Source organism: Mycobacterium neumannii (genome assembly GCF_002245615.1).
Taxonomy (GTDB): domain Bacteria; phylum Actinomycetota; class Actinomycetes; order Mycobacteriales; family Mycobacteriaceae; genus Mycobacterium; species Mycobacterium neumannii_A.
Genome location: NZ_NKCO01000016.1, coordinates 82,180 through 94,524 on the forward strand (window position 1 = coordinate 82,180; position 12,345 = coordinate 94,524).

A 12,345-nucleotide genomic window follows, 5' to 3' on the forward strand; every position below is an offset into this window, starting at 1 on the left:
ACGCTTTGGCGGGTTTTCCTCGACCATTTCCGCCAATACGTCGATCTCGGCGCGGCTGTCAGGCCAGCGTCGCCCGGATGCACACCGTGACGTACGGCAGCGCCAGCCCGGTGGAGTTGGCCAGCGCCGGGTGGGTCGACAGCAGCTCGCGCACACGGTCCAGGGTCCTGGTGCGCACCTGCTCCGGTGAGGTGATGCAGTAGCTGCGCGACGCCACCAGGTCGATAAGCGCCTGCGGGGTCAGATAACTGGTCCACTCGACCTGATGACGTTCGACATCGGTGAACGGTTCGGGCAGCGACACGGTGTTGCTGAACGGATCGTGTTCGTGACCGATGATGCGGCCGAGGTCTTTGACCCAGCCGAGCCGCTCGTCGCGGGTGTTCCACACCAGGCCCAGCCGACCGCCGGGGCGCAGCACGCGGGCGACCTCCTTGACCGCGATCTCGGGATCGAACCAGTGCCAGGCCTGGGCCACCAGCACGGCGTCCACGCTGTCGTCGGGCAGCGGGATCTCCTCGGCCGTGCCGAGCAGCGCGGGCGTCTCGGGAAGCGAACGACTCAGCAGGTCAAGCATTTCGGGAATCGGATCGACGGCGACGACGTCGAGGCCGCGCTCGACGAGGCGCGTGGTCAACTTGCCCGTGCCCGCCCCGAGGTCGAGCACCTTGGCGGCGGCCGACGGCAGCAGCCAGTCGATCGCCTCCGGCGGATACGACGGCCTACCGCGTTCGTAGGCCGCGGCTTCCGCGCCGAACGACAGCGAGCGATTTTGTTCCGGCCCGCTCACCGAGATGCCAGCTCCAGCGTTCGGCGGATCAGCTTGTTGACCGCGTCGGTCTCCACCAGGAAGCCGTCGTGCCCGTAGATCGACTCGACGACATCGAGTCCGGCGCAGCCGGGCAGCAATTCGGCCAGCTCCTCCTGCAGCCGAAGCGGGTAGAGCCGGTCGGAGGTGATGCCGCCGACCACGGCAGGCACACCACAGCCACGCAGCGCGGCCTCGACGCCACCGCGGTTCCGTCCGACGTCATGGCTCGACAGCGCCTCGGTGAGGGCCACATACGTGCCCGCGTCGAACCGCGACACCAGCTTTCGGCCCTGATGCTCCAGATAGCTCTGCACGGCGTAGCGGCCGCCGACGCCGGGGTCCTCGTCGTCCTGCGGATCGTTGGCGAACCGGGTGTCGAGCTCGAGTTCGCCGCGATAGGTCAGGTGGGCGAACCGGCGGGCGATCTCCATGCCGAGGTCGGGGGACAGGCCGGTGCCGTAGTAGTCGCCGTTCTGCCAGTTCGGGTCGGCCTTGATCGCGGCGACCTGTGAGCTCTGCGTGCCGATCTGGTCTGCGGTGGCACGCGCGCCGACGGCCAGCACCAGCCCCGAGCGCACCCTGTCCGGATGGCCGACCATCCACTCGAGCGCGCGGGCGCCACCCAACGAGCCGCCCATGACCGCGGCGACCTCGGTGATCCCGAACGCCTCCAGCGCGGCGATGTCGGCGCGCACCTGGTCGCGGACGGAGACGACCGGGAAACGCGAACCCCACGCCTTGCCGTCGGGATGCGGTGAGCTCGGGCCGGTGGAGCCGCGGCAGCCGCCGAGCACATTGGTCGCCACCGCGCACCAGCGGTCGGTGTCGATGGGTCCGCCGGGTCCCGCGACGCCGTCCCACCAGCCGGGGGTCGGGTGGTCGGGTCCTGCCGGACCGGTGATGTGCGAATCGCCGGTCAGCGCGTGCAGCACGACGACGACGTTGTCGCGCTCGGGCGACAACTCGCCCCAGCGCTGCACGGCGATCGACACGTCGTCGATGACCGCGCCGTTCTCCAGCGTCAGCGGGCCGATATCGACCACTTCGATCTCGCCTTCAACCGGCAGGGTCAAGGTGGGTACCTCCGATATCGTCATCAGAACGCCGCCGTGGTGCTCGGATCAATGCGTCTTGGAGAGCTGAACGGCTTGGCGGCGGCGAAGCCCTGCTCCAGATCGGCCAGGATGTCGTCGATGCCCTCGATGCCAACCGCCAGGCGCACCAGCCCGGGCGTGACACCGCTGGCCAACTGCTCCTCGGGTGAGAGCTGCGCATGTGTCGTGGAAGCGGGATGGATCACCAGCGAGCGCACATCGCCGATGTTGGCGACATGGCTGTGCAGGGTCAGCGCGTTGACGAAGGCCTTTCCGGCCTCGACCCCGCCCGCCAACTCGAACGCGAGCACGGCGCCGGTCCCCTTGGGCGCCAACTTCTTTCCGAGCTCATACCAGGGAGACGACGGCAACCCGGCGTAATTGACCGAGATGACATGCTCATGCCCCGCTAGATAATCGGCGACCTTCCGTGCATTCTCGACATGTCGCTCGACGCGCAGGCTCAACGTCTCTAGTCCCTGGGCAACCAGGAACGCGTTGAACGGCGACGCCGCCGAACCCAGGTCGCGCAGCAGCTGAACGCGCGCCTTCAGCGCGAACGCGGGCGGGCCGAGTTCGGCGAACACAACGCCGTGATAGCTGGGGTCGGGCTCGGTGAAGCCGGGGAACTTGCCGTTGGTCCAGTCAAAGGTGCCCCCATCGACAATGACACCGGCGATCGCCGTCCCGTGCCCGCCGAGGTACTTGGTTGCCGAGTGCACGACGATGTCGGCGCCGTGGGTCAACGGTTGGATCAGATACGGCGTGGCAATCGTGTTGTCGACGATCAGCGGTACCCCGGCGTCGTGGGCGACGCCCGAGACGCCCGGGATGTCGAGCACGTCGATCTTCGGATTGGAGATCGTCTCGGCGAAGAACGCCTTGGTGTTCGGCCGCACCGCGGCGCGCCAGGAGTCGAGGTCGTCGGCGTCTTCGACGAAGCTGACCTCGATGCCCAGCTTCGGCAGCGAGTAGTGGAACAGGTTGTAGGTGCCGCCGTACAGCCGTGGGCTGGACACGATGTGGTCACCCGTGTCGGCGAGGTTGAGAATCGCGAACGTCGATGCGGCCTGACCGGAGGCCAGGAACAGTGCGGCGACACCGCCCTCGAGCGCGGCGATGCGCTGCTCGACGGCGTCCTGGGTCGGGTTCATGATCCGCGTGTAGATGTTGCCCGGCTCGGCGAGGCCGAACAGTGCAGCGGCATGATCGGTGCTGTCGAACGTGTACGACGTGGTCTGGTAGATGGGCAGCGCCCGCGCGTTCGTTGCGCTGTCGGGGGTCTGTCCGGCGTGGATCTGTTTGGTTTCGAACGCCCACCGCGCGGTCGGGTCATCGTGTTCGGTGCTCATAGCTTCTCCTGTTGTGAGGGGCCGAAAAGGGGCATTTCACGCACTCAGCGGTAACTGCGCACGCCGGACCTCCACTGTCTTCTCTGGGGGCCCGTCACAACGGACCCGCGCTTGCCGGTAACCGCTTGTCAGCGGGTACTCAACCTGGTCATCACCCGGGGCACCCCACCGCGGTTGGAGGGTTGCCGACCAGCAAGCCGGGGCTTGTCGCTGGCACTCATGACCGATGAGAAGCTTATCGCACGTCACCTGCGTCTGCCAGCAAGGGATGCCGACGACCGGCTACCCGCCGGTAACGGATCACAGTCCTTCGCGGCGGACCCCCTGGCTCACACAGAGCACCGGGTACGGCGCAATACTGGTAGTCGACTGACCGAGGCCTGAACCGATTAGCGAGCCGGGAGAACCCCACATGACTGCCGAGCAGCCGACCATCATCTACACGCTGACCGACGAGGCGCCGCTGCTGGCGACCTACGCGTTCCTGCCGATCATTCGCACGTTCACCGAGCCGGCGGGCATCAACGTCGAGACCAGTGACATCTCGGTGGCCGCACGCATTCTCGCGGAGTTCTCCGACCGCCTCACCGACGAGCAGCGGGTGCCCGACAACCTGGCGCGGCTGGGCGAACTCACGGAGAGTCCCGACACCAACATCATCAAGCTGCCCAACATCAGCGCCTCGGTGCCGCAGCTGTTGGCCGCGATCAAGGAACTCAAGGCGAAGGGCTACGACCTTCCCGACTACCCCGGCGAGCCTAAGAACGACGAAGAAAAAGAGATCAAGGAACGCTACGCCAAGGTCCTCGGCAGCGCGGTCAACCCGGTTCTGCGGCAAGGTAACTCGGATCGTCGCGCCCCCAAGGCGGTCAAGGAGTACGCGCGTCGGCACCCGCACAGCATGGGCGAGTGGTCGATGGCCTCGCGCACACACGTGGCGACGATGAAGACCGGTGACTTCTACGACGGCGAGAAGTCGATGACGCTGGACAAGGACCGCAGGGTCAAGATGGTGCTCGAAACTAAGAGCGGCGAGACGATCGTGCTCAAGCCGGAGGTGGCGCTCGACGACGGCGACATCATCGACAGCATGTTCATGAGCAAAAAGGCGCTCTGCGAATTCTTCGAAGAACAGATCGAGGACGCCTACAAGACCGGCGTGATGTTCTCGCTGCACGTCAAGGCGACGATGATGAAGGTGTCGCACCCGATCGTGTTCGGCCACGCGGTGAAGGTGTTCTACAAGGACGCGTTCGCCAAGCACCAGAAGGTGCTCGACGAGCTCGGCGTGAACGTCAACAACGGCATGTCCGACCTCTACGACAAGATCCAGGCGCTGCCCGCCTCGCAGCGTGAGGAGATCGTCCAGGACATCCACGCCGTGCACGAGCACCGGCCGGAACTGGCGATGGTGGATTCGGCCCGCGGCATCACGAACTTCCATTCGCCGAGCGATGTGATCGTCGACGCGTCCATGCCCGCCATGATCCGGCTCGGCGGCAAGATGTACGGCGCCGACGGGCGGACCAAGGACACCAAGGCGGTCAACCCCGAGTCCACATTCAGTCGGATCTACCAGGAGATGGTCAACTTCTGTAAGACCCACGGGCAGTTCGATCCGACGACCATCGGCACCGTGCCCAACGTGGGGCTGATGGCGCAGAAGGCCGAGGAGTACGGCAGCCACGACAAGACGTTCGAGATCCCCGAGGACGGCGTCGCCAACATCGTCGACGTCGACACCGGCGAGGTGCTGATGACCCAGAACGTCGAGGCCGGCGATATCTGGCGCATGCCGGTGGTCAAGGACGCCGCGATCCGCGACTGGGTGAAGCTGGCCGTGACGAGGGCCAGGGCCGCCGACATGACCGCGCTGTTCTGGCTCGACACGGAGCGTCCGCACGAGGTGGAGCTGCGCAAGAAGGTCAAGGAGTACCTTAAGGACCACGACACCGAGGGCCTCCACATCCAGATCATGCCGCAGGTGTGGGCCATGCGGTACACCCTGGAACGGTTGATCCGCGGCCAGGACACCATCGCCGTGACCGGAAACATCCTGCGCGACTACCTGACTGACCTCTTCCCGATCCTGGAGCTGGGCACCAGCGCCAAGATGCTGTCGATCGTGCCGCTGATGGCCGGCGGCGGGATGTACGAGACCGGTGCCGGTGGCTCCGCACCCAAGCACGTCCACCAGCTGGTCGAGGAGAACCACCTGCGCTGGGATTCGCTCGGCGAATACCTCGCTCTGGGAGCATGTTTCGAGGACATCGGGCGCAAGGCCGAGAACAAGCGAGCCGTTCTGCTGGGTAAGACGCTGGACTCGGCCATCGGAAAACTGTTGGACAACAACAAGAGCCCGTCACGCAAGACCGGTGAGCTCGACAACAGGGGCAGCCAGTACTACCTCGCGATGTACTGGGCGCAGGAGCTGGCCGAGCAGACCGACGACAAGGAGCTCGCCGACCACTTCGCGGATCTCGCAAAGTCGTTGGCCGACAACGAGGATGCGATCGTCAACGAACTCGTCGAGGTGCAGGGCGACTCGGTCGACATCGGCGGGTACTACTACCCGGACCCGGAGAAGACCACTGCGGTGATGCGTCCCAGCAAGACGCTGAACTCGGTGCTGGAGGGCGCGACGAGCGAGCCGGTGACGAAGCTCTAGCCGCCCAGCGCCTCACGCGGCTCGGCGGCGTGCCCGTCGATGAAGGCGACGATCAGGTCGGCGACTTGCTGCGGCGCCTCGAACATCGGGATGTGGCCGACGTCCTCGAGATGCGTGACCTGCGTGCTCGACGGCAGCTGCTGGGTGAAGTGGCGGGTGAACCGCGGATGCGGCAGCACCCGGTCCTTCTCGCAGATCACCAGGTGGGTGGGGCACGCGCTTGCGGCCAGTTCCATCAGGCCCGGGGTCAGCAGCGACTTCACCAGCAGCTGGTAGTAGGCCGGGCAGTGGGTGACGTCGTCGATGATGTCGATGAGGTCGTCGTCGGACAACCGGTCCGGCGCGGCGCTGATGGGGAAGTGCGCCAGCCAGCGCGTGAACGGCAGCTTCAGAACGCGTTGCCGGAACGCCAGCGTGAACACCCACACCGGGAAGCCGGCCAAAAACTTGCCGACGATCTCGAATTTCGCCGGCGTGAACTTGCTCCAACCGCCTGCCGGTGCGATCCCGGTCAGCGTGCGGGCCCGTCCGCGGCGCTCCAATTCGAAGGCCACCCACCCGCCGAGCGAGTTGCCGACGATGTGGGCGGTGTCCCAGCCCAGCGCATCCATCCTGCGTTCGACGTCATCGGCCAGCTCGGCGGTGTCCAGGAACCGGTGCCCTTTCACCCCGCCGTTGTGCCCGGGCATCGTCGGGGCCAGCACCTCGTAGCGGCCGGTGTCGGCGATGAGCGGGGCGACCTTCTTCCAGACGTTCTGCGACATCATGAACGGGTGTAGCAACACGATGGGCTCGCCTGAGCCGACGTGGATCGGTGCGCGCTCGGTCATCAGCCCGACAGTAAAGGTGATACCGGCGGTACCGCAAGTGCGTCGGTATGGTCTGCCGCTGTGACCTCGCTGATCGTCAGCACCATCAACGTCAACGGCATCCGCGCTGCGGTCAAAGAGCGCTCGCCGCAGAACCGCGGCCTGTTGCCGTGGCTGGCGTCGACCCCCGCCGACGTGATCTGCCTGCAGGAAACCCGCGCGAACGATGAGCAGCTGACCGCCGCACTGGCGCCCGCCCTGGCCGACGGTTGGCGCCTGGCGTCGGCCGAACCGCACATCAAGGGTCGCAGCGGCGTGGCCGCGCTGTCGCGCCACCCGATCTCGGCGTCGCGGCTGCTCGAGTCCGACGAGTTCGGCGCGCACGGCCGCTATCTGGAGGTCGACACCGCCGGGGTGACGGTCGCGAGCGTCTACGTCCAGACCGGCGAGGCAGAGACGGACCGCCAGCTCGAAAAGGAACGGTTCATGGCCGAGCTCGCCGCTCGGATGGCGACGTTGACCGACCGCGAGGCCGTCGTATGCGGCGACTGGAACATCGCCCACACCACCAACGACATCAAGAACTGGAAGGGAAACCTCAAGAAGTCCGGGTTCCTGCCGGGTGAGCGACAGTGGCTCACCGCGCTGCTCGCCTCGGGTTGGGTGGACGTGGTTCGCGAATTGCACCCCGACCAGCCGGGTCCGTACGCGTGGTGGTCGTGGCGGGGCCGCGCCTTCGACAACGACGCCGGCTGGCGCATCGACTACCAGTTGGCCACCAAGGCGCTGGCGGAGCGGGCCGTCGCTGCCCGGGTGGAGCGCGCCGAGGCGTATGCGCTGCGCTGGTCGGACCACGCGCCGGTGACGGTCGAATACCGGTCGCGTGAAATGATCGGGCGATCATGAGCAGTTCGCCGAAACCCGTCGTCTTCTCCGGGGTCCAACCGACCTCCGACTCGCTGCACCTCGGCAATGCGCTGGGAGCGATCCAGCAGTGGGTCGGCCTCCAGGACGACCACGACGCGTTCTTCTGCGTCGTGGACCTGCACGCGATCACGATCCCGCAAGACCCCGAGCGGCTGAGGCGGCGCACGCTGGTCACCGCCGCGCAGTACCTCGCGCTGGGCATCGACCCGGGCCGGGCCACGGTCTTCGTGCAGAGCCATGTTCCGGCGCACGCCGAATTGGCTTGGGTGCTCGGCTGTTTCACCGGTTTCGGGCAGGCGTCGCGGATGACGCAGTTCAAGGACAAGTCACAGAAGGAAGGCAGCGAGGCCACCACCGTGGGGTTGTTCACCTATCCGGTGCTGATGGCCGCCGATGTGCTGTTGTACGACACCGAGCTCGTGCCGGTCGGGGAGGACCAACGCCAACATCTGGAGCTGGCACGCGATGTGGCGCAACGGGTCAACTCCCGCTTCCCGGACACCTTCGTCATCCCCGAGCCGATGATCCCGAAGGCGACGGCCAAGATCTACGACCTGCAGGACCCGACGTCGAAGATGAGCAAATCCGCGGGAACCGAGGCAGGCCTGATCGCCCTGCTCGATGAGCCGAAGGCCTCGGCCAAAAAGATCCGCTCCGCGGTCACCGACAGCGCACGCGAGGTGCGTTACGACCCCGACGCCAAACCCGGCGTCTCGAACCTGCTGACCATCCAGTCTGCGGTCACCGGCACCGACATCGACAAACTCGTCGACGGTTACGCGGGACGCGGATACGGCGACCTCAAAGCCGACACCGCCGAAGCCGTCGTCGAGTTCGTGACACCGATCAAGGCCAGGGTCGACGAACTGCTCGCCGATCCCGCCGAGTTGGAATCGATTCTGGCGGCCGGTGCCGAGCGTGCCCGCGACGTGTCTGCGACGACACTGCGGCGGGTATATGACCGGTTGGGGTTTCTGCGGCCGGGGGTCTGACGTGGGGAGGCTGGCGTGACACCTCCGGGGGAGCCGGAAGAGAAGCAGGGGTTCGTCGACCGGATGCGCGCGCGGCACGAATGGTTCGACCACGTCATGCGGGCGCAGGAGCGCTACAAGGACAGCAAGGGCGACTTCTACGCCGCAGGCATCACCTACTTCACGGTCTTCGCGATGTTCCCGTTGTTGATGGTCGGTTTCGCCGTCGGCGGTTTCATCCTGGTCAGGCAGCCCGAACTGCTCGCCGAGATCCAGGATCGGATCAGGGCGTCGGTGTCCGGCGACGTCGCCACACAACTCGTCGAGCTGATGGACTCCGCGATCGAGTCCCGCACCTCGGTCGGCATCATCGGGCTGGCCACCGCGGCCTGGGCCGGGCTCGGCTGGATGGCCAACCTGCGCGAGGCGCTGAGCCAGATGTGGGGCCTGATGCGACACGACACCCCCGGTTTCGTGCGCACGAAGCTGTCGGACCTGACGGCCATCGCCGGCTTGTTCCTGGCGATCGCGGCCACCATCGCGCTGACCGTGGTGAGCAGCTCGGGTTTGGCCCGCAAGGCCGTCGAATGGGTTGGGCTGGACGATGTTCCGGGCATGAGCATTCTGCTGCGGGTGATCTCGCTGGCCGTCTCGGTGTTGATCAGCTGGCTGCTGTTCACCTGGATCATCGCGCGGCTGCCCCGCGAGTCGATCAGCTTCAGTTCGGCGATGCGGGCCGGGGTGCTCGCGGCGGTGGCATTCGAGGTCTTCAAACAGGTGGCGTCGATCTACCTGCGCTCGGTGGTGACCGGCCCGGCAGGAGCGACGTTCGGCCCGGTGCTCGGCCTGATGGTGTTCGCCTACATCACCGCTCGGCTCATCCTCTTCGCCACGGCGTGGGCGGCCACGTCGATCGAGAATATGGAGGCCGCACCGCTCCCGCCGCCCGGGCTCGTGCAGATCACCCCCCGGGTGCATGTGCACGAGGGTGTCGGCGTCGGTGGTGTGCTGACCGCCGCTGCGGCGGGAGCCGTTGGCGCGTTGGGGATTTCGCGGCTGCGACGGCGTCAGTGACCCTGGCTGACCAGCTGCAGGCCGACCACGCAACCGACGATGCCGAGCAGCAGTGCCACCTTGATCGGTGACGCGCTCTCCTCGCCGGTGGCCAGCGCATAGATGACGGTGAGCGCGGCGCCCACGCCCACCCACACCGCATAACCGGTGCCGACGGGCAGATCCCGCAATGCGATACCCAGACCGCCCATCGAGATGATCAGTGCCACAACGAAAACCGTTATCGGGATCGGCCGGGTGAAACCTTCCGACTTGCTCAGCGCGACGGCCCACACGGCTTCGAACGCACCCGAAACGATGAGGATGACCCAGGGCATGAAGCAACACCTCCGAAACGCCGTCTTGTCGCTGGCCGGGTACGGCGCCGCTCGTCCGGTGTCAACTGCTGACAGGCCCACCGTAGCAAAGCGGTAACGTCACGCCCGTGCCCCTTGCGACGCCCTGGTCCCGCCGGATGGGCCTCGAGGCGCCGATCGTCAACGCGCCGATGGGCGGCACCGCGGGCGGCGTCCTGGCCGCAGCGGTGTCGCGGGCGGGCTGCCTCGGCATGATCGGCATGGGAAGTTCGGCCACCGCCGCGAAGTTGGCGGCCGAACTCGCGCACGTGTCGGGGCTCGAGCGTCCCTTCGGGATCGGGCTCGTGCACTGGGTGACGGCGGCCGAGCCCGAACTGTTGGAGGTCGCGCTCGCCGCGAAGCCGGCATTGCTGGCCGTCAGCTTCGGTGACGACTGGTCCTGGGTGGGGCAGGCTCACGACGCCGGCGTACCGGTCGCCGCACAAGTGGCCGATGTGACCGGCGCGCGGCGGGCGGTCGACGCCGGTGTCGACGTGATCGTCGCGCGCGGGGCTGAGGGCGGCGGGCACGGCGAGGCGCGCATCGGGACCTTGCCGCTGCTCGCCGAGGTGCTCGACGCGGTGCCGGTGCCCGTACTCGCCGCCGGTGGTATCGGCTCGGGCCGCGGCCTGGCCGCGGTGCTGGCCGCCGGAGCCTCGGGCGCCTGGCTGGGGACCGCGTTCACGACCTGCACCGAAGCGACGACGTCCGATGGTGCGCGCTGGCAGCTGTTGCGCGCATCCGGCGACGATACGGTGACGACCCGCGTCTTCGACATCGCGCTCGAGTACCCCTGGCCGGCAACGCTTCCCGAGCGGGTGCTCCGAAACGAATTCGCCGACCGCTTCGACGGTCGCGAGGGGCTCATCGACGCCGACGCCCGCGCCGAACTCGCCGCCGCCGCGACCGCCGAGGACTACCGGGTGGCGCCCGTCAACGCCGGGCAGGGCGTCGGCATGGTCGCAGAGTCGTGCTCCGCGGCGGAGGTGATCGAACGGCTCTGCGCCGATGCGGAGTTGTTGTTGCGCCGCTGGTGCTAGTGCTGCGGTCGCCGATTCATCGACCGTGCGCCCATGATCAACGAGAACACGATCACGCTGCCGACCACCCCGACACCGACCCGCACCGGCATCGCGTCGATGTCCGACATCATCGGGGCCGCGTTGACCGCGGGGTTGGCGTCGTCGCCGTCCGGGTTGGTTCCCAGCAACGACGGGTCGGGCTCGATCAGTGTGCCGACGCTGGTGCCCGGCGCCGTGGCGAAGCCGTAGTCGAGCAGATGCGCGGCTTGCTCCCACGGTGCGATCGGCTGGCGGGTGCCCTTGAGGAGCACCGCGACGAGCCGACGGCCGTCGCGGTCGGCGGCGCCGACGAACGTCTGCCCGGCGTCGTCGGTGTAGCCGGTCTTACCGCCCATCGCGCCGGGGTAGTTGAGCAACAGCTTGTTGTCGTTCTCGATCGGGTAGCCGACATCGCCGCGGCCGGGGAAGTCGAATGCGCGGGTCAACACGATGTCGCTGAAAACCGGGTTGCGCCAGGCGTACCGGTAGAACAGCGCCATGTCGTAGGCCGAGGTGCTCATGCCGGGACCGTCGAGCCCGGACGGCGTGGCGACCCGGGTGTCGAGGCCACCCAGCTTGCGGGCCAGGTCGTTGAGCTTGTGCAGCGCGGCGTCCCAGCCGCCCATCTGGCGAGCCAGTGCGAACGCGGCGTCGTTGCCCGAATACATCAGCAGCCCGTGCAGCAGGTCGTTGATCGAGTAGTGGCCGCCCTCGCCGACGCCAACCTTGGTGCCCTCCTGGGCGGCATCCTCGGCGGTGCCGGGCACGACCTTGTGGAGCGGCAGTTCCTTGATCGCCTGCATGGCGGTCAACACTTTGACGATGCTGGCGGGCCGGTGCCTGCCGTGCGGATCCTTGGCCGCGATGACGTCGCCGGAGTCGAGGTCGGCGACCACCCATGCCTCGGCGGAGATGTCGTTCGGTAGTGGTGGCGTGCCCGGCGCGGTGATGACGCCGCAGCCGGAGAGCTTCTCGCCGCCCATCGGCGTGGCGGGCACCGGCAGCGGTGCGGGTGGTGCCTGACCGGGTTTGGGGACCTCGGACGCGTCGACCGCGGGTGGTGTCACCTCGCGGTACGGGCATGCGCTCGCCTCGGGGGCAGCCGGCGGCTGCGCGCTTGCCACGGCTGGTCCCGCGGCCACGAACAAGGCCGTGGCCAGTACGGCGGCGCGTTGCAGCGGAATTCGAAACTTCGCCATCGTGACCGCACATTAAGCCGCGAACGGGCCGATCGCGGGTAGGC

Annotated in this window: 11 protein-coding genes and 2 riboswitches; of the genes, 5 read left to right on the forward strand and 6 right to left on the reverse strand. The window is 67.4% G+C overall.

Going from position 1 to position 12,345, the window contains the following annotated elements; translation table 11 throughout:
• Nucleotides 1–58 precede the first annotated feature (58 nt).
• Genes CEX88_RS18120 through CEX88_RS18130 form a run of 3 tightly spaced genes read right to left on the reverse strand, consistent with a single transcriptional unit; the run spans nt 59 to nt 3,257 of the window.
• Nucleotides 59–790: a class I SAM-dependent methyltransferase gene (locus CEX88_RS18120; RefSeq protein WP_197696859.1), complete on the reverse strand. Its 732-nt coding sequence runs from the start codon at nt 788–790 to the stop codon at nt 59–61.
• Nucleotides 787–1,908 (reverse strand): homoserine O-acetyltransferase MetX, encoded by a 1,122-nt coding sequence (gene metX / locus CEX88_RS18125; RefSeq protein WP_066849209.1) that lies wholly within the window; start codon nt 1,906–1,908, stop codon nt 787–789. Before metX ends, CEX88_RS18120 begins: the two co-directional genes overlap by 4 nt.
• Nucleotides 1,908–3,257: a bifunctional o-acetylhomoserine/o-acetylserine sulfhydrylase gene (locus tag CEX88_RS18130; protein ID WP_094294530.1), complete on the reverse strand. Its 1,350-nt coding sequence runs from the start codon at nt 3,255–3,257 to the stop codon at nt 1,908–1,910. The genes metX and CEX88_RS18130 overlap by 1 nt, the downstream gene beginning before the upstream one ends.
• A 102-nt stretch (nt 3,258–3,359) precedes the next feature.
• A riboswitch (SAM riboswitch) is annotated at nt 3,360–3,482 on the reverse strand.
• Nucleotides 3,483–3,669: 187 nt separating this feature from the next.
• On the opposite strand from CEX88_RS18130, the gene CEX88_RS18135 reads away from it, so the two are divergent.
• Nucleotides 3,670–5,925: an NADP-dependent isocitrate dehydrogenase gene (locus tag CEX88_RS18135; RefSeq protein WP_094294531.1), complete on the forward strand. Its 2,256-nt coding sequence runs from the start codon at nt 3,670–3,672 to the stop codon at nt 5,923–5,925.
• Here CEX88_RS18135 and CEX88_RS18140 read toward each other — a convergent pair.
• Nucleotides 5,922–6,755 (reverse strand): alpha/beta fold hydrolase, encoded by an 834-nt coding sequence (locus CEX88_RS18140; protein WP_094294532.1) that lies wholly within the window; start codon nt 6,753–6,755, stop codon nt 5,922–5,924. The two genes, CEX88_RS18135 and CEX88_RS18140, sit on opposite strands and share 4 nt — an antisense overlap.
• Before the next feature lie 69 nt (nt 6,756–6,824).
• Between CEX88_RS18140 and CEX88_RS18145 the strand changes: the two genes are divergently transcribed.
• Genes CEX88_RS18145 through yhjD form a run of 3 tightly spaced genes read left to right on the forward strand, consistent with a single transcriptional unit; the run spans nt 6,825 to nt 9,706 of the window.
• A complete protein-coding gene (locus CEX88_RS18145) occupies nt 6,825–7,640 on the forward strand; it encodes an exodeoxyribonuclease III (RefSeq protein ID WP_094294564.1) in 816 nt (271 codons plus the stop codon).
• Nucleotides 7,637–8,653 carry a tryptophan--tRNA ligase gene (gene trpS, locus CEX88_RS18150; RefSeq protein ID WP_094294533.1) on the forward strand — a complete coding sequence of 339 codons (1,017 nt, stop codon included), beginning with the start codon at nt 7,637–7,639 and terminating at the stop codon, nt 8,651–8,653. Before CEX88_RS18145 ends, trpS begins: the two co-directional genes overlap by 4 nt.
• 15 nt (nt 8,654–8,668) lie before the next feature.
• On the forward strand, nt 8,669–9,706 hold the full coding sequence (gene yhjD, locus CEX88_RS18155; protein WP_420799229.1) for an inner membrane protein YhjD: 1,038 nt from the start codon (nt 8,669–8,671) through the stop codon (nt 9,704–9,706).
• Here yhjD and CEX88_RS18160 read toward each other — a convergent pair.
• On the reverse strand, nt 9,700–10,023 hold the full coding sequence (locus CEX88_RS18160; RefSeq protein ID WP_094294535.1) for a DMT family transporter: 324 nt from the start codon (nt 10,021–10,023) through the stop codon (nt 9,700–9,702). The genes yhjD and CEX88_RS18160 overlap by 7 nt on opposite strands.
• 14 nt (nt 10,024–10,037) lie before the next feature.
• Nucleotides 10,038–10,101, reverse strand: a riboswitch (guanidine-III (ykkC-III) riboswitch).
• A 59-nt stretch (nt 10,102–10,160) separates the two neighbouring features.
• Between CEX88_RS18160 and CEX88_RS18165 the strand changes: the two genes are divergently transcribed.
• Entirely contained in the window at nt 10,161–11,081 is a 921-nt protein-coding gene (locus CEX88_RS18165; RefSeq protein WP_202931558.1) for an NAD(P)H-dependent flavin oxidoreductase, read from the forward strand.
• On the opposite strand, the gene CEX88_RS18170 is transcribed toward CEX88_RS18165, so the two are convergent.
• Complete coding sequence (locus CEX88_RS18170) at nt 11,078–12,301, reverse strand: D-alanyl-D-alanine carboxypeptidase family protein (protein WP_094294537.1); 1,224 nt, start codon at nt 12,299–12,301, stop codon at nt 11,078–11,080. The genes CEX88_RS18165 and CEX88_RS18170 overlap by 4 nt on opposite strands.
• Nucleotides 12,302–12,345: the final 44 nt, after the last annotated feature.

Excerpts from the sequence above, each read along its gene's own strand:
- metX (WP_066849209.1), bottom strand. The coding sequence starts at position 1,908 with ATGACGATATCGGAGGTACCCACCTTGACCCTGCCGGTTGAAGGCGAG.
- CEX88_RS18130 (WP_094294530.1), bottom strand. The coding sequence starts at position 3,257 with ATGAGCACCGAACACGATGACCCGACCGCGCGGTGGGCGTTCGAAACC.
- CEX88_RS18135 (WP_094294531.1), top strand. The coding sequence starts at position 3,670 with ATGACTGCCGAGCAGCCGACCATCATCTACACGCTGACCGACGAGGCG.
- CEX88_RS18140 (WP_094294532.1), bottom strand. The coding sequence starts at position 6,755 with ATGACCGAGCGCGCACCGATCCACGTCGGCTCAGGCGAGCCCATCGTG.
- trpS (WP_094294533.1), top strand. The coding sequence starts at position 7,637 with ATGAGCAGTTCGCCGAAACCCGTCGTCTTCTCCGGGGTCCAACCGACC.
- CEX88_RS18160 (WP_094294535.1), bottom strand. The coding sequence starts at position 10,023 with ATGCCCTGGGTCATCCTCATCGTTTCGGGTGCGTTCGAAGCCGTGTGG.
- CEX88_RS18165 (WP_202931558.1), top strand. The coding sequence starts at position 10,161 with ATGGGCCTCGAGGCGCCGATCGTCAACGCGCCGATGGGCGGCACCGCG.
- CEX88_RS18170 (WP_094294537.1), bottom strand. The coding sequence starts at position 12,301 with ATGGCGAAGTTTCGAATTCCGCTGCAACGCGCCGCCGTACTGGCCACG.